This is a genomic window from Allosphingosinicella deserti (assembly GCF_003012735.1).
GTDB lineage: Bacteria > Pseudomonadota > Alphaproteobacteria > Sphingomonadales > Sphingomonadaceae > Allosphingosinicella > Allosphingosinicella deserti.
Window position 1 is genome coordinate 37,418 of sequence record NZ_PXYI01000012.1, and the last position, 21,304, is coordinate 58,721.

Genomic DNA, 21,304 nt, shown 5'->3' on the forward strand with positions numbered 1-21,304 from the left:
CTGCGGCCCCTAGCTTACGGAGACTGCCTTCGATGCTCGCCCGGTTGTCGACAAAATTCCTGGTTCCGGCGCTGCTCGGCTTGGGGGCGGTGCTCGCCTGCCTGCCGGCCGCCGCCCAACTGCCGGCGCCCAGCCAGGCACCGGCGGCGACGGAGGCGAACTATGCCGCCGTCCGGCCGATGATCGCCGACATGCAGAAGATCGTGACCCCGAACGGGATCGCGGTCAGCGAGAGGGTGGCGCTGGGCGGGCTGCCGCAGTGGATCAGCATTCGCGGCGCGGACCGGCGCAATCCCGTTCTGATCTATGTTCATGGCGGCCCGGGCGCGACCGAGATGGGCCGAAGCTGGCCCTATCAGCGCGGCTGGGAGGAGTATTTCACCGTCGTCCAATGGGACCAACCGGGCAGCGGCAAGACCCTGCGGACCAGCGGCGAGGCCGCCAATCGATCCCACCTGTCGCGGACGCGCATGGCGGAGGATCTGGTGGCACTCATCGAGCACCTCCGCGCGCGCCTCGGCGCGGAGAAGGTGGTGCTGCTCGGCCATTCGTGGGGCAATGTCATCGGGCTCGACGCCGCAATGGCCCGCCCCGACCTGATCGCCGCCTATATCGGAGTGGGGCCGCTCTTCGCGCTACGTGCCAACGAGGAGGCGCAATATCGGGCGTTGCTGGCGATCGCGGCCACGCGCAAGGACGATGCCGCCTTGGCGGAACTGAAGGCGATCGCACCCTATCCGGGGCTCGGCGAGATCCCGTTCGACAAGGTCAATGTCGTGCGCAAGTGGGTGATGGCCTATGGCGGCCTCGCCGCTTACCGCGACAATGCCGATTTCTATTTCCGGGCGGCGCGACTTTCCCCCTATTACGACCTTGCCGACCGCCAGGCGATCGACGCCGGCGGCCAGCTGTCGGTGCCCGCCTTGCTGCCGGACATGGCGGCGGTGGACCATCGCCGGATCGCCGCGACCCGGTTTCCGATATTCATGTTCCTCGGCAGGCACGACATCACGACGCCGTCGTCGGTGATCGAACCGTGGCTGCGGCGGCTCGAAGCGCCGCACAAGGAGATCGTCTGGTTCGACCACTCCGCCCACCTTCCTCCCCACGAGGAGCCCGGCAAGTTCCTGATCGGGCTCGTCGAGAAGGTTCGGCCCTGGGCGACCAACAAAGCGATCACCGCCGCGCATCCCTAGGCATTCCCGAACGATCCACGCGCCGGCAGGACGGTCCGGGATCAGGGGAGCGAGCGCAAGGCGCTGATCGTGGCCGGATTTTTCCGGCAATCCGGTCCGGGATGGAGGGATGGGCTTCCCGAACCATCGCTGCACCGGTAGGAGACGGCAGGGGCTACGGGAGCATGTGTTCGCGCCTATGACGTCTTCGCCTGTGCCTCCGGTTGCCGATCCGCTGTCCTTCCTGTCCGATGGCGGCGAGATGGGGGCGCGGATGCGGGCGTTCGACTGGAGCGCGACTCCGCTGGGCCCGCCGGAGCGCTGGCCGCAGGCGTTGAAGACGGTCGTCGGCCTGCTGCTCAGCACGACCTTCCCGATGTTCGTTGCCTGGGGTCCGGAGCTCCGCTTCCTCTACAATGACGGCTATATCGATGTGCTCGACGGCAAGCATCCCGACGCACTTGGCGGCCGGTTCGAGGAGGTCTGGTCCGAATTGTGGCGCGACGTCGGCCCGATCGCCGCGCGCGCCATGAACGGCGAATCCTCATATTACGAGAATCTGCCGCTGACGATGACGCGGCAGGGCAGTCCCCAGCAGACCTGGTTCACATTCTCCTACAGCCCGATCCGCGACGAGAACGGCGCCGTGGCGGGGATGTTCTGCACCTGCGTCGACACCACCCAGATGGTGCTTGCCCAGCGCGAGCGGGTGAACGAGGCCGAACGCCTGCGCCGGCTGTTCGACCAGGCACCCGGGTTCATGGCGGTACTGCGCGGGCCGGAGCACATTTTCGAGCTGACCAACAGTTCATACCAGCAGCTGGTCGGGCATCGCGATCTCGTCGGCAAGCCGGTGCGGGAGGCGCTCCCGGAGGTCGAAGGCCAGGGCTTCTTCGAGCTGCTCGACGAGGTCTACCGCAGCGGTAAGGCTTATGCGGGCCGATCGATGCTGATCGCCCTGCAGCGCGAGCCCGGCGCGCCGAGCGAGACTCGGCTGATCGATTTCGTGTTCGCGCCGATCCTGGATGCCGAGGGCCGGACGACCGGGATCTTCGCCGAAGGGCATGATGCGACCGAACGGCACGTTGCCGAGCAGGCGCTGCGCGAGAGCGAGCAGAGATTCCGGCTGATCGCGGATTCCGCCCCCATCCCGATGTGGGTGACCAAGCTCGATCGCACCCGCGGTTTCGTCAACGAAGCCTATGCGCAATTCCTCGGCGTTCCGTACGATGCGGCGCTCCATTTCGACTGGCGTGCGCGGATCCATCCGGAGGATGTCGACCGGGTGGTTTCTGAATCGGTCGCAGGCGAAGCCGAGCGGCGGCCATTCGAGCTGGAGGCGCGCTACCGGCGTGCCGACGGTGCGTGGCGGTGGCTGCGATCGATCTCGCAGCCGCGCTGGGGCCCCGACGGCGAGCATGTGGGGTTCATCGGTGTCGCCACCGACATCACCGAGGCGAAGGAAGCGGAGGCGGCGCTTCGCGAGGTCAACGAGACGCTCGAGAAGCGGGTCACCGAACGCACCGCCGATCTCAGCACCGCGCTCAATCGGCTGCAAGCCGAGGTGGGCGAGCGGCTCAAGGCCGAGGAGGCGCTTCGCCAAGCGCAGAAGATGGAAGCGGTCGGGCAGCTGACCGGCGGCATCGCGCACGATTTCAACAATTTGCTGACCCCGATCATGGGCGGCCTCGAGCTGATCGCGACCAAGATCGAGGATCCGCGGCTGAAGCGGATCGCCGAAGGTGCGCTCGAATCGAGCCGGCGAGGCGCCAAGCTGACCAGCCAGCTGCTCGCTTTCTCGCGCATCCAGCGGATCTCGATGGCGCCGGTCGCGGTCAACCAGGTCATCGCCAACATGCTGACTCTGCTCGGCCATACGATCGGCGGGGCCGTTGCCATCCGCACCGATCTCGATCCCGAGGCAGGCTACGCCTTGTGCGACTCCAACCAGCTCGAAAATGCGATCCTCAACCTCGCCATCAATGCGCGCGATGCGATGCCCGGCGGCGGCACGCTGACGGTGAGCACGCGTCTGGACACGCTCGACAAGGGGCCCGATCATGGCGCCGGCGCATTCGTCCGGGTGCGTGTCGCCGACACCGGCCACGGCATGGCGCCGGAGGTGCTCGCCCGCGCAACCGAGCCTTTCTATTCGACCAAGGAAGTCGGCAAGGGCACCGGACTCGGACTGGCGCAGGTCTATGGCATCGCCCGCCAATCGGGCGGGACTTTGCGCATCGGCAGCCGGCCGGGCGAGGGCACGCAAGTCGACATCCTGCTGCCCGCGGTCGCGCCCGCGGACGAGAGCCTCGCACCCAGAGCCGAGACGCAGCAACGGCACGGCACCGGACGACGTGCCCGGATCCTGCTGGTCGACGACGATCCCGACGTGCGGACCTTCCTTGCGGAATCCCTGCGCGGCCTCGATCACGAGGTTCGCACCGCGGAGAGCGGCGCCGAGGCGCTCGCCATCCTGGATCATTGGATACCGGAGATCGCGCTGATCGACTATGCGATGCCGAACATGCACGGCGCCGATCTCGCTGCGGCCGCGCGGGCGCGCCTGCCCGATCTGCCGATCGTGTTCGTCACCGGCTATGCCGAGACCGAGCTGCTCGAAGCGGCGCTAGGCCCTGGTGCGCCGGTGCTGCGCAAGCCCTTCTCGATCGAAGCGCTCGCGCTCGCCGTCGAGGACAATCTCGCGCCGGCCCCGACGGCGGGCAGAGCGAAAGGCTGAAGCGCAAGACTTGGCTGAGGGTTAGCCAGCTCCGAGCAGACCCGCGGCATTTCGTGCCGTGAAGACGTTGGCGACGGGTTGCTCCTGCCGTTGGGCGGCGCCGCGGACTGGTTGCGTTTCACGACGCAGACCCCTCATTGGAATGACGCACCGCAACATGGTGCTGGCGTTTCTCCTTACGGAGGCGTAATGGCGCACTCGCTTCGGCAGCCTTCCACACGGTGAGGAAGGTGCGAAGCGCGTAACTCGGATCGATGGTGCAATCATGAAGTGGCTGAAGAAGTTCGACAATCCATTCGTCCTGGGCCTCAACGGGTTCCTTGCGGGCGCGGCATTGTTCTTCGCCACCCATCCCGACGCGGCAGTATCGGGTGTGGGCGCGAGCACGCACGACCACCCGGCGGCGCAGACCGCAGAGGTTCGCCAGAGCGCTTGAACCGCGGCCGCGCCCGGCTATAGCTGGGCGCCATGGTTCACTTTTCGTTCGCAGGCACGGAGCTGATCGCGTTGCCGCAAGGCGCGCTGTTCTGGCCTGCGCGCAAGGCGCTTCTCGTCGCCGATCTGCACCTCGAGAAAGCGAGCTGGTTCGCCCGCTTCGGGCAGATGCTGCCGCCTTATGATTCGATCGCGACGCTGACCGATCTCACCGTGCTCGCCGATACGATGGGCGCGGACGAGATCTGGTGCCTCGGCGACAGCTTCCACGACCGCCACGGCTGCGACCGCCTGCCGGCGCAGGCCCGCGACTTGCTGACGGCGCTGACCGCCCGGGTCCGTTGGACATGGATCACCGGCAATCACGATCCGGGGATCGCCGACCATTGCGGCGGCGACGTCGTCCAGGAAGCCCTGGTCGACGGACTGCTGCTGCGGCACGAAGCCGATCCGGGGGAACCGAGGCCGGAGCTTTCCGGCCATTACCATCCCAAGCTTCGGATCAGCCTGCGCGGGCGTCAGGTCTCACGGCGCTGCTTCATCGGCACGAAGCGCAAGCTGATCCTGCCGGCCTTCGGCGCGCTCACCGGGGGCCTCGACGCCGCCCACCCGGAAATCGTCCGCGCGGTCGGTGCAGGGGCCGAAGCCCTCATTCCGGTGGCCGATAGACTGCTCCGGTTTCCGCTCGCCGCCTGAAGTTTGTATCAGGCGGCGACGAAGCGCAGAGCGGCCCCATTCATGCAATAACGCCGCCCCGTCGGCTTCGGCCCATCGTCGAAGACGTGGCCGAGATGCCCGCCGCAGCGCCTGCAGTGGACTTCCGTCCGTTCCGCGAAGAGCGAATTGTCCGGCCGCGTGCCGACGGCGTTGCGCAGCGGTGCGGTGAAGCTCGGCCAGCCGGTGCCGCTTTCGAACTTCGCCCTGGAGGCGAACAGCGGCAGGCCGCAGCCGGCGCAGACGAAGGTGCCCGCGCGCTTCTCCTTGTTGAGGGGGCTCGAGCCCGCCCGCTCGGTCGCGGCCTGCCGCAGCACCCTGTACGAGTCGGGCGGCAGGCGCTTGCGCCATTGCGCGTCGGTGAACTGGACCGGGTAGCGGCCCGACGGCGCGGCATTGCCGGCGCGCCCGCCGAACCAGAACAGGGCTGCTCCGATCGCGCCGGCGCCGCCTGCCGTCAAAGCCGTCCGTCTGTCGATCGTCATGGCGTCACCTCACGTCAGATACGTCGCGCCGCGATCAACCCCCTCACCGCGTTGCCGATGTAGAACCCGCGATCAAGATCGGCGGTCGTGAGGTCGCTTTCAACCGCCTCGCCCTGCTCCAGCAAAGTCTCTCGCAATATTCCCGGCATCAGGCCGCGCGCGAGCGGCGGTGTCGCCAGCACCCCATCGCGCTGGACGAAAATGTTGGTGAAGCTGCCTTCGGTGACGACGCCGCCGGGATCGACGAATGCCACCTCGAACGCGCCGGCTGCGCTGCGCGCCTGGTCGTAGAAGGCGCGGTCGCTGGTCTTGTGCCGCAGGCGGAAATCGTGGGCGTCGACGGGGAGCGCGGTGAGCGCGACTGCGACGGGCTCGTCGACATGCTCCGGAAGCGGGCGGACCTCGATCGCGATCGCACCGGTGCGGGAGAGGCGGAGACGGACCTTGCGGGCGGTGCGCAAGGTGAAGGTCGCCGCCTGCAGCTCGTTGCGGACGCTGTGGCGATCGAAGGCGAATCCGAGCGCGTCGGCGCTGCGCCTGATGCGATTGAGATGCCGCTCCAGGAAGGCGAGACCCTCCTCCGGATCGAATCGCATCGTTTCGATCAGGTCGAAGCGCCGGCCTGTCTCCACAAACTCTCCCTTCGCCAGACATTCTTGCCACTCGTCCGCAGGCTGGCTGTCCGCGACGATTCCCGAACCAAGGCCCATATGTGCAACGCTTTCGCCCGCACGAAGGGTCAACGTCCGAATGGCGACATTGAACGCGGCTTCGCCGCCCGGCGCAACCCTTCCGATCGAGCCGGTGTAAACGGCGCGCGGCGCCTCCTCGAGCGCGTCGATCACTTCCATCGCGCGGATCTTGGGTGCCCCCGTTACCGATCCGCACGGGAAGGTGGCGCGGAGGAGCTCGACCGGCCCGATCCCCTCCTCCAGATCGGCGACCACCGTCGACGTCATCTGGTGGACGGTCGGGTAGGTTTCGATCGCGAACAGCTGCGGCACGGCAACGCTGCCGGGCTTCGACACCCGCGCGAGATCATTGCGAAGAAGATCGACGATCATCAGATTTTCGGCCTGCTGCTTGGGATCCGCCCGCAACAAAGCGGGATCGGTGCCGGCGGCCGCGGTACCCTTCATCGGGCGGGCGGTCACCCGGCCGCCTTCGGACACGAAGAAGAGCTCGGGCGAAAGCGAGAGGATCCAGTGCGATCCGGTGAAGACGACGCCGCCCCAGCCGGCCCGCGCCCGTCGCCGCAGCGCTGCATAGACCGCCATCGGATGGCCGGCGGTCACCACCTCGGCCGCGAAGGTGAGGTTCGCCTGATAGATGTCGCCGGCGAAGATATGCTCGCGCACCGCGGCGACCGCAGCCTCGTAGCGGGGGCGGCCGACCAAGGGCCGCGGGGCCGCGGCCCAGGCGCCGGCGGGATCCGGGAGCAGCACCTCGGGATCGACGCGCTCGAAGCGATCGAACAGGCCGAACCAGAGCAAAGGCGGCGCATCGGCGGCCGGGATCCGGCACAAGCCGCCGAGCTTCGGCTCCAGCGCATGGCCGGCTTCGTAGCCGATGAAGCCAGCGGCATGGACACCGGCGAGCCGCCCGATCGCTGCGTCGACCCCGGCCGGATCCCGCGTTTCGACGATCTCCCGGGGGCCGCGGTAGAGGCGCGCTTCGCCCTGGAATTCCAGCAGGACGAATGGCGCCCCCGCTTGCCAGAAGCGTAAAGCGGGCGCATCTGCCGCGCCGTCAGGAGAGGAAATTTTGGTCACCAGCGTCTTTGATCTCTTCAAGATCGGGGTTGGGCCGTCGAGCTCGCATACCATGGGCCCGATGACCGCGGCATGTCGCTTTGTCGAGACATTGCAGCGCAAAAGGTTGTTTGACGCAACTAATCATGTCGCGGTCGACCTCTATGGCTCGCTGGCCCTGACCGGAAAGGGCCATGCGACCGATCGTGCGGTCTTGCTTGGCCTTGCCGGCGAGCGACCCGACACGGTAGACCCCGACGAGGCCGAGGCGATCGTCGCCCGAATCCGCGGGACCGGACGGCTTCCGCTCGGCGGCCTGCGCGAGATCGCTTTCGACGAGGCCACCCATCTGCGCTTCCTCCAGCGCGAGCGCCTGCCCCATCATTCCAACGGCATGCGCTTCACCGCCCTCGACCGGAACGGCGCAACGCTCGAAACGGCGATCTCCTATTCGGTCGGCGGCGGGGCGATCGTCGACGAGGAGGCAATCGCCCGCAATGCGCCGCCCGCCGGCGCGTGGGACATCCCGTACAATTATCATTGTGCAGACGAACTGCTCGCGATCGCCGCCCGCGAGGGGATCACGATCGCCGAAATCGCCCGTGCCAACGAGCGCGCCGGCTATGACGATGCCGAGATAGACGCGCGGCTCGCCGCGATCACCGAGGCGATGTCGGGCTGCATCGACCGGGGCATCGGCAAGGAAGGAATTCTGCCCGGCGGCCTCAAGGTCAAACGGCGCGCACCCGGCCTCTACAAATTGCTGCTCGAGCGTGCAGAACGGACGCTGTCGGATCCACTGACGGTGCTCGACTGGGTCAATCTGTGGGCGCTGGCGGTCAACGAGGAAAATGCCGCCGGCGGCCGGGTGGTGACCGCGCCGACCAACGGAGCCGCCGGCATCGTGCCGGCGATCCTACGTTATTATCAGCGCTTCACCCCGCATTCGAATGACGAGGGCGTCCGCACCTTCCTGCTCACGGCGGCTGCGGTCGGATCGCTGTTCAAGGAGAATGCCTCGATCTCCGGCGCGGAGGTGGGCTGCCAGGGCGAGGTCGGCGTCGCCTGCTCGATGGCCGCCGCAGGCCTCACCGCGGCGCTCGGCGGGACCAACAGCCAGATCGAGAATGCCGCCGAAATCGGCATGGAGCATAATCTCGGCCTGACCTGCGATCCGGTCGGCGGCCTCGTCCAGGTGCCGTGCATCGAACGGAACGCGGTCGGCGCGGTCAAGGCGATCGAAGCCTCACGGCTCGCCCTCGTCGGCGACGGATCGCACCGGGTGAGCCTCGACCAGGTGATCGAGACGATGCGCAAGACCGGGCTCGACATGAACGAGCGCTACAAGGAAACATCGCAGGGCGGCCTGGCGGTCAATGTGGTGGAGTGCTGATCAGCGCGGGTCCGACAGTATCGCGAGGAAGCACGGCGGCACGCTGTCGGTCAGCCAGACGCCATTGGCGCTCCTGAAGAAGACATAGCCCTCCGCCGCCATTCGGCGGGACGCGATTTCGAGGATCACCGTTTCCCCGGCGCGGCGCCGGGCCACCTTTTCGGCGGTCTCGACGTGGTGGCTGAGATGAACATATTGACGCCGGCTTTTGATCAGCCCCTGCTCCAGGATCGACCCCAGGAAGCGCCGACTGGTCCCGTGGAACAGGATCGTGGGCGGTGCCGCAGCGTCCAGGCCGAGATCGACCGAGACGCTGTGCCCCTGATTCGCGCGGATGCGCTCTCCGCTCTCGTCGAACGCGAACCGCTGCTTGTCGCTGCCGGCCACCAGCCGCTCGAGGTCTTCGCGAGAGAAGGTGCCGAAGCGGCTGCGCAGCGCCGCGACCACGGCCCCGGTCGGCACCCAGCCCTGCGGGTCCAGCGTCAGCCCGGCGCGCTCCGGCTGGTGGCGGAGCAGGAGCGACAGGAATTTACTGATCTGTTTCGTCATTTCCCTGGAAACGCGATGATCGTCCACCCGTTCACCGGCCCCGGATAATGGAGGATCGAGTGGCCGGCGGTTCGAAGAAGGTCGTGTTCGCAGCGCTCGGTGCAAACCTCGGCATTGCCGCGGCCAAGTTCGTCGGCGCGGCGATGACCGGATCGTCGGCGATGCTGTCGGAGGCCATACACAGTGTCGTCGACACGGGAAACCAGGGCCTGCTGCTGCTCGGCATGAAGCGCTCGCAGCGGCCGGCCGATGCGCGCCACCCGTTCGGCTATAGCCGCGAAATCTACTTCTGGAGCTTCGTCGTCGCCGTGCTGCTGTTCGCAGCCGGCGGCGGGGTCGCGATCTACGAAGGCCTCCACAAGATCGCCGATCCGGAACCGATCGAGAATGCGCTGGTCAATTACGTCATCCTCGGCGTGGCGGTTGTCATGGAGCTCAGCTCGTTCGCCGTCGCCTATCGCGAGTTTCGCGACACCAATCCGAATTGCAGCTGGTGGCGGGCGGTGCGCGAGGCCAAGGATCCGGTGACCTTCGTCGTCCTGTTCGAGGACACCGCCGCCTTGCTCGGGCTCGTGGCGGCGCTGACCGGTCTTTCGCTCGCCCACCTTCTTGGTATCCCCGAGTTCGACGGCGTCGCCTCGATCGTCATCGGGGTAATCCTGATCGTCGCCTCGTCGCTGCTCGCCCGCGAGACGATGGGGCTGATCATCGGCGAATCGGCGCTCCCGTCCGTGCTTGCCGACATCGAGCGGCTGATCCGCGACGGCGAGGGCGTCGCTGAAGTCCGCGACATCGCTTCGGTGCATCTCGGCCCGCACGACATCGTCGTCACCGCCGCAGTCGACTTCAACGATCGGCTGAGCGCGGCGGAGGTCGAGCGGAGCGTCGCTGCGATTTGCGCCGCGGTCCGGGAGGCGCAGGCCGACGTCCGCCACCTCTATCTGGCGCCGACCTCCTTCGCCTGACCTATGGGACTTGGGCGAGCCATTCCTCGATCGTGCGGTAGGCGGAGCGGCCGCGCGGCGCATCCTCGGCGATGCCGGTGGCGAAATAGGCGACGCCGGTGCCGCTTGCACGGTCGACCCACAGGCCGGAGCGCACGCGATAGGCGTCGCCGGCATGGCCGACCCGGGGAACGCCGTCTCCGAACGGATCGTCGCCCGGCGCGCAGGCAGCGAGGATCTGCACGGCAAGGCCGTAGGCGCAGTAGAAATTTTCGTCGGTCGCACCGTTCTCCCCATCCGAGCGCCATTCGCCCCTGGTCATCTCGGCGAGCGAGGCGGGGGAGAGGAACGGCGTTCCGTCGGGCAAGCGCCCATCCCGCAACAGGAGCTGCCCGACCCCGGCAAGACCGGCAGCGGAGATCCTGAGTCCGCCCTGCGGGGAGAACAGGGCGCCGTTGGTGCCGATCCGATAGGCGTTCCAGTCGCAGCTGCCATCCGCCGCAGGGGTTACCGGACAGGGTGGAGGCGCACCCTTGAGATCATCGCGCAGGATCTCGCCGTCTTGCGCATACAGGATCACCGCGCGATCGATTGCGCGTTCGGAGCAGGTCGTCCAGTTGAAGCACGCGTCGAGCGCGAGCGGCTCCAGGACAAGGCGCTGGATGAGGCGATCGAAGCGCTCGCCCGACGCTTTCTCCATCACCGTCGCGACGACGGGGAAGTTGAGATTGGAATAGCGGAAGAAGGTCCCCGGCGGATGCGCGGCGTCGAACGCCTTGGGATCGGCGAGCGCGGCCTGGACGGTGCGATCGAGCGGGATCACATAGTCGACCTCGTCCTGCAGGCTGGATCGGTGCGAAAGCAGCAGGCGGAGGGTGATCGGACGATCCGGAAAGGCCGGGTTGCGCAGCGGCCAGCCGAGCCAGCGCGAGACATCGGCGTCGAGATCCAGATTCCCCGCCTCGACCATCCGCATGACGCCCAGGGCGACGACCAGCTTGCTGATCGACGCGACCCGCACCGGATCGCCGACGGTGAGCCGCCGTCCCGCCGCGCGATCCGCAAACCCGTCGGCACCGGATCCGGTGGGCCGCGCCGCATCGAACGTCACCCAGGCATAAGCGGCGTGCGGCGGTGGCGCCGCGGCACGCGGCACAGCCGCGCAACCGGAGAGGGCGAGCGCAAGGAGGGCGAGGCGCGGCTTCATGCCACGAGCCTAGTCACCCGCCGCACCGGCGCAAGGGCAATGGCCTTCACCGCGGCGGAAGCCTTGCGCCGGGGCGCCGGGGTGGCATGATCGCGCCCTGATCATATCGGAGCCTCCATGAACCTTCCCGGCTTTCGCCGACTGGCCTGCTGCGTCACCGCTGCCGCGCTCACCCTCACCGCAACCCCGCCGAGCGGCGCGCAGCCAGCCGGAGCGGTGAGCCCGGAATGGAGCCCGGCGCTGGTCAGCGAAATCCTCGACAAGACGCAGACCACCCGTCTGGCGCCGAGCCTCGCCCAGCTCGATGCCGGCGAACGAATCGCGGTTGCCAAGCTGATCGAAGTCGGGCGCATCTTCCAGACCATCTACGAGCTCCAGCGGCACCGGAGCGCGCCTGACGTGCGGGCCTCCCTGGCCCGGCGCACCGATGTGCATGGCCGGAACCTCGCCACCTTGTACCGGCTGTTCCAGGGTCCGATCGCCACCACGCTCGACAACAAGCGCGTGCCGTTCGCCGCAGTGGCGGACGCGCCGCCGGGCAAGAACGTCTATCCGTGGGACCTCACCAAAGCCGAGCTCGATTTCTATGTCGCCGCCCATCCTGCGGAACGCCCGGCGCTGACCCACCTGCGGTCGGTGGTGCGGCGCGCCGAGATGGCCGTGCTCCGGCGCGACCTCGGCAAGCTTCGCCAATATCCGGTGCTCGATACGCTTCATCCCGGGGTGCGGGCGCGGCTCGAGCGGCTTTCGAAGGCGCCCGACCGGCGCATCCTCTACGCCATTCCCTATTCGCTCGCTTATGCCGACGAGATGATCGAGGCGCACCGGCTGCTCGAGGAGGCCGCCGCTGCGGTCGAGCCGAGCGACACGGAGTTCGCCAGATTTCTGCGCAACCGCGGCCGCGACCTGCTCTCCAACGACTATGAATCGGGTGACGCGGCCTGGCTGAAGGGCAGGTTCAAGAATTTGAACGCGCAGATCGGCGCCTATGAAACCTATGACGACGAGCTGTACGGCATTCGAGCCTTCTACAGTCTCAGCCTGCTCGTCGCCCGGAATGCGGAAGGCGGCGCGCTGCGCAAGGCGATGCAGGGCCTGCAGGCGCTGGAGGATTCGCTGCCGACCGAGCGCCACAAGAAGGTCGAGGAGACGATCCCGGTCGGAGTCTACGACGTGATTGCCGATTTCGGCCAGTCGCGCGGTGCCAACACCGCCACCAACCTGCCCAACGAGGCCTATCTCAATGCGCGCTACGGCAGCATCATCCTGCTGCGCGCCAACATCATGCGCGATCCCGGCATCTTCCGCGGCAACGGCGACACGTTCGCGGCCGCAATTGCGGCGCCCTATGCCGGACACCTGACCGCCGACGCCAATTTCTATCGGACCTTGTGGCACGAGGTCGGCCATTATCTCGGCCCGGACACCACCCGCAGTGGCGAAGCGCTCGACGTGGCGCTCGGGCCGGATGCGAGCCTGATCGAGGAGATGAAGGCGGATCTCGTCTCGCTCTACGTGGCGAAGGAGCTCGGCCGCCGCGGCTATTATTCCGCCGACCAGCTCCGGTCCGTCTACGCCAGCGGCGTGCTGCGCATGCTCCAGAACAACCGGCCGCGGCGCGAGCAGCCCTACAACATGATGCAGCTGATGCAGTGGAACTGGTTCCTGGACCGCGGCGTGCTGACCTTCGACCCCGCAACCGGCAAGATGAAGATCGCCTACGATCGCTATCACGAGGCGGTGCGCACATTGCTCGCGCAGGTGATCGCACTGCAGGAGAAGGGCGATCGTGCCGCGGCCGAGGCGTTCATCACCCGCTGGGGCCGCTGGGAGGAGCCGCTCCACGGCCGCGTCGCATCCGCCATCCGCGCCCAGCAGCGCACCCGCTACCGGCTGTTCGACTATGCCGCACTGGAAGGGCGCTGACCCCCTCGGGTCGACCGGTTGCAACTTCGCCCCGGCCGGGCCATGTCGCCGGAGATGAGCAACCCTCCCCTGAAGGCCGTGATCATCCCGGTCACGCCGCTGCAGCAGAACAGCACCCTTCTCTGGTGCACCAGGACGATGCGCGGTGCCTTCACCGATCCCGGCGGCGATCTCGACCGGCTGAAGGCCGCGGCCGTGCAACACGGTGTGACGGTGGAGAAAATCCTGCTCACCCACGGCCATATCGACCATTGCGGATCCGCCAAGATCCTTGCCGAGGAATTGGGCGTGCCGATCGAAGGCCCGCACGAGGACGACCGCTTCTGGATCGCACGGCTGGAGGATGACGGCCGCAGCTACGGTATCCGCGGCAAGCCGTTCGAATCGGACCGGTGGCTGGTCAACGGCGACACCGCGACCGTCGGCGAACTGACCTTCGACGTCTATCATTGCCCGGGCCACACGCCCGGGCACGTCGTCTTCCACCATCCCGAATCGAAACTCGCGATCGTCGGCGACGTGCTGTTCCGCGGCTCGATCGGCCGAACCGATTTCCCGATGGGGAACCATCAGGACCTGATCGACGCGATCACCACCCGGCTGTGGCCGCTCGGCGACGACACCGCCTTCGTTCCGGGGCACGGACCGATGAGCACGTTCGGACAGGAGCGCAAGACCAACCCGTTCGTCGCCGACCAGGTTCTCGCGGGGGCCTGACGCACGACAGGGCCTGACCGCCGACACGCCTCGAGAAGGACGTTCCCGACGTCCGATCAGCGCGACGCGTGCACCGGCGCCTGCGCGTAGGTGACCGCGCCCTGCGGCCGGAAGGTCGAGGCGAGGACCAGGGCGTAGCCGGCGAGCCCGGCGAGGGTGAGCCAGGTGATGAGGATTCCGATCAGCCGGAGCGGATTGGGCGCCGGGCGATCGAGCCCGAAAGGATGGAGCAATCGCCCGACGATGTAGAGCGCGCCGACGCCCCACAGCCAGGTCGGCGATCCCGCGGCGAGCTCGACGAGCGCAAGCAGGATCAGCACGAACGGCGTATATTCGACGAAATTGGCCTGCGCCCGCATCGCGTTGACGATCCTGTCGTTGCCGCCGTCGCCGACCGAGACCTTGTGCCGCAGACGGAGCCTGCTGATCCGAGTCCCGAGCCAGATGTTGATCAGCGCCGCACCGGCGGCAATGGTAAGCGTGATCGGCAGCGTGAACGTCATCGCATCTTCTCTCCTGGGTGCGCCCTGCTCTCTCATGGGAAGCACGTGCTTGCAACAACCCGCAAAATCGCTATAGGGCACACCGCTCAGGCGCGAGCACCCGGCCGCCATGGCCAGCGGCCGACCAAGCCGTTGACCATTGGCCGCTCGCTCGCCACATCAACGAACCCGATCGATTGGAACAGGTGCCAGGATGGCCGTCCCTAAGAGAAAAACTTCGCCCTCGAAGCGCAACATGCGCCGCAGCCATGACTCGCTGAAGCCGGTGAACTTCCAGGAATGCTCGAATTGCGGCGAGCTGCACCTTCCGCACAATCTGTGCACCGGTTGCGGCCACTATAACGGACGCGAAGTCCTGCCGGTCGAGGCCTAAGGCCGAAATCCGGCGATTCAGGAGACGGCATCAGTGGTAAGCTCGCCACGGATCGCAATTGACGCGATGGGTGGCGATGTCGGACCCGCGGTCATGTGCGCGGGGGCCGCGCTTGCGCATAGCCGCCGGCCTGATCTCTCGTTCCTGCTGTTCGGCGACGAATCCGCAATTCGGGCGGAGCTCGCCGCGCATCCGGCGATCGCCGGCGTCACCGAGATCGTCCACACGCCGGACACGATTTCGGCCGCGGACAAGCCGAGCCAGGCGATCCGCCGCAGCAAGACCACGTCGATGGGTCGCGCCATCGCCGCCGTGAAGGCCGGCGAGGCGCATGCGGCCGTTTCGGGCGGCAATACCGGCGCGCTGATGGCGATGGCCAAGCTCACCTTCCGGACGATGAAGGGCATCGACCGCCCTGCCCTCGCCGCGTTGCTACCGACATTGGGCGACAACGATCTGGTGATGCTCGATCTCGGCGCGAACACCGAATCGGATGCCCGCAACCTCGTCCAGTTCGCCGTCATGGGCGCCGCTTACGCCCGCGTCGTGCTCGACCTCGAATCGCCCCGCGTGCAGCTGCTCAACATCGGCACCGAGGAATTGAAGGGCACCGACGAATTGAAGGACGCTGCGGCGATCCTTCGCGAGGCCGACTATCTCGGCATGCGTTTCGAAGGCTTCATCGAGGGCGACAAGATCTCGCGCGGCGACGTCGACGTCGTCGTCACCGACGGCTTTTCCGGGAATATCGCCTTGAAATCGCTCGAGGGCACCGCCCGCTTCGTGACGGACCTGCTCCGCCGCGCCTTTACCAGCTCGTTGCGCTCGAAGATCGGCTTTCTGATCTCGCGCCCGGCGACCGAGCTGCTGAAACACCATCTCGATCCCAACAACCACAATGGCGCGGTCTTCCTTGGCCTCAACGGGCTGGTGGTGAAGAGCCACGGCAGCGCCAACGAAAAAGGCGTCGCCAACGCGATCCGGGTCGCGGCGCGAATGGTTCGCGAGGATCTCACCCGCAAGATCATCGAGGATCTCGACAACATTTCCGCCCACCGCATCGAGCAGGCCGCGAAATGAGCCGGCGATCCGTGATCATCGGCACCGGCTCCGCTTTGCCGCCGAGGCGCGTGACCAACGCCGAACTCGCCGAACGCGTCGACACCAGTCACGAATGGATCGTCGAGCGCACCGGCATCCATGCCCGCCACATCGCCGGCGACGGCGAGACCACGGCGACGCTTGCCACCGATGCGGCACGCAAGGCGCTCGCCGCGGCGGGAATCACGGCGGACCAGATCGGCCTGATCGTGCTCGCCACCGCGACTCCGGACCAGACCTTCCCGGCCAGCGCGACCCGAGTCCAGACGGCGCTCGGCATCAACGACTGCATCGCCTTCGATGTCGCCGCGGTCTGCACCGGCTTCCTCTACGCCCTCTCCGTCGCCGACAATATGGTGAAGGGCGGAATGGCCGATTACGCACTGGTGATCGGCGCCGAAACGTTCAGCCGGATCCTCGACTGGGAAGACCGGGCGACCTGCGTGTTGTTCGGCGACGGGGCCGGTGCGCTGGTCCTCCATGCCCAGGATACGGAGGATCGCGGGATCCTGGCGACCCGGCTCCACGCCGACGGCCGGCACAACGATCTTCTCTACGTCGATGGCGGGGTGTCGACCACCGGCACAGTCGGCAAGCTGCGCATGAAGGGCAAGGAAGTGTTCCGCCATGCGGTGGTCAACCTTGCCGACGTGCTCAACGAGGTTCTGGAGGTCGCCGGCCACACGGCCGACGAGGTCGACTGGGTGGTTCCGCACCAGGCCAACAAGCGTATCCTCGATGCAACCGCACGCAAGCTCGGCCTCGCGCCGGAGCGGGTGGTGGTCACCGTCGACCAGCATGCCAATACATCGGCGGCCTCGGTGCCGCTCGCGCTCGACACTGCGGTGCGCGACGGGCGCATCAAGCAGGGCGACCTGATCGTGCTCGAGGCGATGGGCGGCGGCTTCACGTGGGGAGCGGCTGTTGCCCGCTTCTGATCGTCGCCTGCTGAATTTCCGGTCGTTTGTCGAAGTAAATGAACCGTTCGCAGCAAATGGTCAGCCTGCAAGGGCATCCTGCCGCATCGGCAGTTTGCAGAACTAGGCCTTTTGCACTATGCTTTTTCAACATTTTCTTCGGGGGAAGGGGAGGCCATGGCCGACGCTGGTATCATGAGACGCACCGAGGCCGGCACTCTGACGAGGGCTGACCTTGCGGACGTCATTCATCGCGAGATCGGCCTCTCCCGTGCCGAGTCGGCCGGGATCGTGGAGCGCATCCTCCATCACATGTGCCATGCGCTTTCGGATGGCCAGAATGTGAAGATTTCCGGGTTCGGCAGCTTCATCCTGCGCGACAAGGGCGAGCGGGTCGGCCGCAATCCGAAGACCGGCGTCGAAGTGCCGATCGCACCGCGGCGCGTGCTTACCTTCCGCGCCAGTCAGATCATGCGCGAGCGTATCGCCCGGGCGGGCTGAGCCCGCCATGAGCGACGCGCCGCGCAAGAGCGACCAGGCCTTTCGGACGATCGGCGAGCTTGCCGCCGATCTCGGCGTGCCGCAGCACATCCTGCGGTATTGGGAAACGCGCTTCCCGCAGCTGCGCCCCCTGCAGCGCGCGGGCAACCGGCGTTATTACCGGCCCGCCGACGTGGCCCTCGCCCACCGCATCCACCGCCTGCTCAACGAGGACGGCTACACGATCCGCGGCGTTCAGCAGCTGCTCGCCAGCCGATCGGGCGACGGCGAGGAAGCGGTCGCGGCGACCGGGCCGACGCCTGCCAATCAGCAGGAAGATGGGTTCCCCACCCAGGGACTGCTCGCGATCCGCAGGATGCTGGCAGAGGCGCTCGAAGCGACCGCCTGAACCGACATTGTCCAGGCCGCGGGCGTCCTGAAGCCGGCCGTCCCGGATCCAACCATCTGAACCGGGCTGTTCCGAACCGGACCCTCCCGAACCGGGCCCTGCCGAGAAGGGTGCGCCGCAGGCGCCGGGCCGGTCGTCCCGGTCAGTAGCTGTCTTCGTCCGGCCCCAGTTCCGGATCGAGGTCGCGCGGCCGAATGAAGCGGGCGAGAGTGCCGATGCCGTCGGCGATGTCGGCCCAATGCTCGACCGGGAAAGCCATCTCGGCGAGCGTCGCCGTCGGATATTTGACCGCCAGCTCCGCGCGCAGCGCATTGTCGCCGCTGAGCATGAGCGCAAGCTCCTCGAGGCCCGGATTGTGGCCAACCAGCAGCAGCCGCTCGACGCCGTCGTCGGTCTCGTGGACGATGTCGAGCAGCGAGGTCGTCCCGGCGAGATAGAGCCGCTCGTCATAGGCAACGGCGAGACGGCCGAAGGACTGTTCGACCTCTCCCAGGGTCTCCATCACCCGGCGGGCGGGGGAGGCGAGAATCTTGTCGAACGCGAGCCCGAGCGCGCGCATCTCCGCGCCGATCGTACGCGCAGCCCGGCGGCCGCGCGGATTGAGCGGCCGATCGAAATCGCGCGCAACCGGATCGTTCCAGGTCGACTTTGCGTGGCGCAGCAGCGTCAGCGTCTTCATTCGGCCTCTTCGGTTTGCCGCCGCGCCTGATGCCCGAAACCCCGGTCCGTGGAAAGCAGCATCCGCACGCGGTCGATCGCTTCCGCCAGGCTGAGCCTGCGGATCGTCACCCCGGGCGGGAACGCCGTGAGCAAACGAGTCGGAGTCGCCGACGACAACAAGACGAACACGCCGCGATCCTCGCTGCGGCGAATCAGGCGCCCGAAAGCCTGGGCGAGCCGGGCGCGGACGACCCGGTCGTCATAAGCGGTGCCGCCGCCGGCGACCTTGCGGGCGGCGTGGAGCACGGTCGGCCGCGGCCACGGAACCCCTTCCATGACCACCAGGCGGAGCGAATGGCCGGGGACGTCGACACCGTCGCGCAAGGCATCGGTGCCGAGCAAGGAGGCGCGCGGATCGTCGCGAAAGATGTCGACCAATGTGCCGGTGTCGATCGGATCAACATGCTGGGCGTAGAGCGGCAGCCCGGCGCGGGCGAGCCGGTCGGCGATTCGGGCATGGACCGCCTTCAGCCGCTGGATCGCGGTGAACAGGCCGAGCGTGCCGCCCTCCGCCGCCTCGACCAGCCGGGCGTAGGCGCCGGCGAGCTGGGCAACGTCGCCGCGCTTCAGATCGGTAACGATCAGCACTTCGCTGTTGGCGGCGTAATCGAACGGACTTTCCGCGGTGAAACGCTGCACTGCGACCGGCAGGTGGCAGGCGCCGGTGCGGGCGTCCGCCGCCGCCCAGTCCTCGGCCCCGCGCAGGGTCGCCGAGGTCACGACGACGCTGTGCGCCTGTTCGAGCACGGTCCGGGCCAGCGGCCGAGTCGGATCGAGCCATCGGCGATGCAGGCCGATGTCGAACTCGCGCCCATCGACGCGATCGACCGCGAGCCAATCGACGAAATCCGGATCGGCAGGGCCGCCGAGCCGGGCAGCGAGCGCAATCCACGATTGCAGCATCTGTGCGCGCCAGGTGAGCCCGCCGATCGCGCCTTCGATCCGGGCCCGTGCCTGTGCGTCCAGCCAGTCCGGCGCGTCTTCGAGCACCGCCTCCAGCCGCTTGCCGAGCGCCATCAGCGGCCGCAGCAGCGATTCGAGCGCTTCGACCGCCGGCGCCGCCGCCTCGACGATGTCGGCATCGAGCTCCGCGATCTCGGTCTCGATCCCGTATCCGGCGTCCTGGGCGGTGGCGCGCGCGTAGGCGGTGGCGCGCACGGCGGCGAGCAACTTTTCGAGCGGACCGAAGGCCATGCCTTCCGCAAGGCGCCCGAGCCAGCCGTCGCCGGGCAGAAGCCCGGCCGCCTCGATCGCATTCTGGAGCGCAAGGCCGCCCGCCTCGTCATAGGAAGCGACGTCGGTGAGCCGCGCGGCGAGACCGCGGCGGCGGCCGCGCGATTTGCCTTCGGGGCCGATCAGCCAGCGCCGCAGCTCGATCGTCTCCTGTCCGGTCAGCGCCGCGGCGAAGGTCGAATCGGCGGCATCGAACAGATGGTGGCCTTCGTCGAACACCATCCGGGTCGGCGGATTGTCGCGCGCGCGGGCGGCGTTGACCATGACAAGGGCATGGTTGGCGATGACGATGTCGGCGTCCTGGCTCGCCCGCGCCGCGCGCTCGATGAAGCATTTGCGGTAATGTGGGCAGCCGGCATAGACGCACTCGCCGCGGCGATCAGTCAGCGCCGTCGATCCGGCGCGGCGGAACAGCGAGGTCAGCCAGCCCGGCAGATCGCCGCCGACCATGTCGCCGTCCTTGCTGTAGGCCGCCCAGCGGGCGACGAGCTGGGCGAGGATCGCGGCGCGGCCGGCAAAGCCGCCCTGCAGCGCATCCTCCAGGTTGAGCAGGCAGAGATAGTTTTCGCGGCCCTTGCGAATGACGATCCGCTTCTGCCGCTCGACCGGATCGGGAAACAGCCTGATGCCTTCGCGATCGAGCTGGCGCTGCAGCGCCTTGGTGAAGGTCGACACCCACACCGCACCATCGGCCTTTTCCGCCCACACCGAGGCCGGGGCGAGATAGCCGAGCGTCTTGCCGATGCCGGTGCCAGCCTCGGCGAGCAGCATGTTGGGCGCGCCTTCCGCCTTGCGTGGGGCGAAGGCGGCGGCCGCGGCGGCCGCATAATCGCGCTGGCCCTGGCGGACCTCGGCCGCACTGCCGACCAGATCGGCGAGCCGCTCGACTGCCTCGATCTCGCTCACCCGCGCCGGCCGCGGCTGGGCACGGCCGCCATTCTCCTCCCATTCGGGAAGACGCGAGAACAGCCAGCGCTCGTCGCGCTCCGGCCGCTTCAGCACCTGTCCGATCGCCGGCGCCCACGACCAGCGCAGCCGCCACAGCGCCTGGGCGGAGGTCCAAGCCCCTTCCCGCTCCGGCCAATCGGCGTCCATGCGAGTCAGCAAAGCCGCCGCAGCTTCGCGCAGGAAGGGCGCCGCTTCGGCATCGCCCGAGGGCGCTTCGAGGCCAAGCACCGCCGCAAGACCCTTCGGCGTCGGCACCGCGAAGCGCGCCGGGTGGACGAAGGCGAACAGCTCGAGCAGATCGAGGCCGGAAATCTCGGGATAGCCGAGGCGCTGGCCGATCAGCGGCGCGTTGAGCATGATCACCGGGGTCTCCGCCGCGGCGGCGATCGCCTCGCCCCGGCCGAGCGCACGCACCTCTCCGTCCGGGCGGGCCAGCCAGATGCCGCCATGGGTCGCGTGAAGGGCCGGATACGGCAGTGTGAAAGCCATGGAAGACCTTAGCCGGAATGGGAACGAAACGGCAACGACGATGATGGCGGCAGCCTCGCCGGCGCAGACTTGCCGAGCCCCGCTGATCGCAGTTCACG

General features: G+C 67.7%; 20 protein-coding genes. 13 read left to right on the forward strand and 7 right to left on the reverse strand.

Annotated elements, in window-relative coordinates:
• The first annotated feature begins 32 nt into the window (after positions 1-32).
• The 4 genes from C7I55_RS24990 to pdeM all read left to right on the forward strand — a co-directional run bounded on the left by C7I55_RS24990 (position 33) and on the right by pdeM (position 5,043).
• Complete coding sequence (locus C7I55_RS24990) at positions 33-1,196, forward strand: alpha/beta fold hydrolase (RefSeq protein WP_106515782.1); 1,164 nt, start codon at positions 33-35, stop codon at positions 1,194-1,196.
• A 178-nt stretch (positions 1,197-1,374) separates the two neighbouring features.
• A complete protein-coding gene (locus C7I55_RS24995; RefSeq protein WP_158266582.1) occupies positions 1,375-3,912 on the forward strand; it encodes a PAS domain S-box protein in 2,538 nt (845 codons plus the stop codon).
• Between the two features lie 265 nt (positions 3,913-4,177).
• Positions 4,178-4,348: a hypothetical protein gene (locus C7I55_RS28350; protein WP_158266583.1), complete on the forward strand. Its 171-nt coding sequence runs from the start codon at positions 4,178-4,180 to the stop codon at positions 4,346-4,348.
• Positions 4,349-4,380: 32 nt separating this feature from the next.
• The gene (pdeM, locus tag C7I55_RS25000; protein ID WP_106515784.1) at positions 4,381-5,043 is read left to right on the forward strand and encodes a ligase-associated DNA damage response endonuclease PdeM; all 663 of its coding nucleotides are present in this window, start codon (positions 4,381-4,383) and stop codon (positions 5,041-5,043) included.
• A gap of 8 nt (positions 5,044-5,051) precedes the next feature.
• Here pdeM and msrB read toward each other — a convergent pair whose 3' ends face one another.
• Both msrB and pabB read right to left on the reverse strand, forming a co-directional pair.
• Positions 5,052-5,546, reverse strand: a complete 495-nt coding sequence (gene msrB / locus C7I55_RS25005) for a peptide-methionine (R)-S-oxide reductase MsrB (protein ID WP_106515785.1) — start codon at positions 5,544-5,546, stop codon at positions 5,052-5,054.
• 14 nt (positions 5,547-5,560) lie between these two features.
• Positions 5,561-7,309 carry an aminodeoxychorismate synthase component I gene (gene pabB / locus C7I55_RS25010; RefSeq protein WP_408640637.1) on the reverse strand — a complete coding sequence of 583 codons (1,749 nt, stop codon included), beginning with the start codon at positions 7,307-7,309 and terminating at the stop codon, positions 5,561-5,563.
• Position 7,310: 1 nt separating this feature from the next.
• Here pabB and C7I55_RS25015 point away from each other — a divergent pair, with 1 nt between their 5' ends.
• Complete coding sequence (locus C7I55_RS25015; RefSeq protein WP_106515786.1) at positions 7,311-8,690, forward strand: L-serine ammonia-lyase; 1,380 nt, start codon at positions 7,311-7,313, stop codon at positions 8,688-8,690.
• Here C7I55_RS25015 and C7I55_RS25020 read toward each other — a convergent pair whose 3' ends face one another.
• Positions 8,691-9,239, reverse strand: a complete 549-nt coding sequence (locus tag C7I55_RS25020; protein ID WP_106515787.1) for an RNA 2'-phosphotransferase — start codon at positions 9,237-9,239, stop codon at positions 8,691-8,693.
• A 59-nt stretch (positions 9,240-9,298) separates the two neighbouring features.
• Between C7I55_RS25020 and C7I55_RS25025 the strand changes: the two genes are divergently transcribed.
• Positions 9,299-10,204 (forward strand): cation diffusion facilitator family transporter, encoded by a 906-nt coding sequence (locus C7I55_RS25025; RefSeq protein ID WP_106515788.1) that lies wholly within the window; start codon positions 9,299-9,301, stop codon positions 10,202-10,204.
• Position 10,205: 1 nt separating this feature from the next.
• Here the strand turns inward: C7I55_RS25025 and C7I55_RS25030 are convergent, their stop codons facing one another.
• Positions 10,206-11,390: a serine hydrolase domain-containing protein gene (locus C7I55_RS25030; RefSeq protein WP_106515789.1), complete on the reverse strand. Its 1,185-nt coding sequence runs from the start codon at positions 11,388-11,390 to the stop codon at positions 10,206-10,208.
• A gap of 117 nt (positions 11,391-11,507) precedes the next feature.
• On the opposite strand from C7I55_RS25030, the gene C7I55_RS25035 reads away from it, so the two are divergent.
• The gene (locus C7I55_RS25035; protein ID WP_106515790.1) at positions 11,508-13,316 is read left to right on the forward strand and encodes an NUDIX hydrolase; all 1,809 of its coding nucleotides are present in this window, start codon (positions 11,508-11,510) and stop codon (positions 13,314-13,316) included.
• A 54-nt stretch (positions 13,317-13,370) separates the two neighbouring features.
• Entirely contained in the window at positions 13,371-14,033 is a 663-nt protein-coding gene (locus tag C7I55_RS25040; protein WP_106515791.1) for an MBL fold metallo-hydrolase, read from the forward strand.
• Positions 14,034-14,089: 56 nt separating this feature from the next.
• On the opposite strand, the gene C7I55_RS25045 is transcribed toward C7I55_RS25040, so the two are convergent.
• Positions 14,090-14,536: an MAPEG family protein gene (locus C7I55_RS25045; RefSeq protein WP_106515792.1), complete on the reverse strand. Its 447-nt coding sequence runs from the start codon at positions 14,534-14,536 to the stop codon at positions 14,090-14,092.
• A gap of 193 nt (positions 14,537-14,729) precedes the next feature.
• On the opposite strand from C7I55_RS25045, the gene rpmF reads away from it, so the two are divergent.
• The 5 genes from rpmF (at position 14,730) to C7I55_RS25070 (ending at position 17,816) form a co-directional block, all read left to right on the forward strand.
• Entirely contained in the window at positions 14,730-14,909 is a 180-nt protein-coding gene (gene rpmF, locus C7I55_RS25050) for a 50S ribosomal protein L32 (RefSeq protein WP_106515793.1), read from the forward strand.
• Positions 14,910-14,942: 33 nt separating this feature from the next.
• Positions 14,943-15,989: a phosphate acyltransferase PlsX gene (gene plsX, locus C7I55_RS25055; protein ID WP_106515794.1), complete on the forward strand. Its 1,047-nt coding sequence runs from the start codon at positions 14,943-14,945 to the stop codon at positions 15,987-15,989.
• Positions 15,986-16,948 (forward strand): beta-ketoacyl-ACP synthase III, encoded by a 963-nt coding sequence (locus tag C7I55_RS25060; protein ID WP_106515795.1) that lies wholly within the window; start codon positions 15,986-15,988, stop codon positions 16,946-16,948. The genes plsX and C7I55_RS25060 overlap by 4 nt, the downstream gene beginning before the upstream one ends.
• A 156-nt stretch (positions 16,949-17,104) precedes the next feature.
• On the forward strand, positions 17,105-17,428 hold the full coding sequence (locus tag C7I55_RS25065) for an integration host factor subunit alpha (protein WP_233222404.1): 324 nt from the start codon (positions 17,105-17,107) through the stop codon (positions 17,426-17,428).
• 7 nt (positions 17,429-17,435) lie between these two features.
• Positions 17,436-17,816, forward strand: a complete 381-nt coding sequence (locus C7I55_RS25070) for a MerR family transcriptional regulator (RefSeq protein WP_106515796.1) — start codon at positions 17,436-17,438, stop codon at positions 17,814-17,816.
• A 142-nt stretch (positions 17,817-17,958) separates the two neighbouring features.
• Here C7I55_RS25070 and C7I55_RS25075 read toward each other — a convergent pair whose 3' ends face one another.
• A complete protein-coding gene (locus C7I55_RS25075; protein WP_106515797.1) occupies positions 17,959-18,495 on the reverse strand; it encodes a SixA phosphatase family protein in 537 nt (178 codons plus the stop codon).
• Complete coding sequence (locus C7I55_RS25080; protein ID WP_106515798.1) at positions 18,492-21,206, reverse strand: ATP-dependent DNA helicase; 2,715 nt, start codon at positions 21,204-21,206, stop codon at positions 18,492-18,494. Before C7I55_RS25080 ends, C7I55_RS25075 begins: the two co-directional genes overlap by 4 nt.
• Positions 21,207-21,304 lie beyond the last annotated feature (98 nt).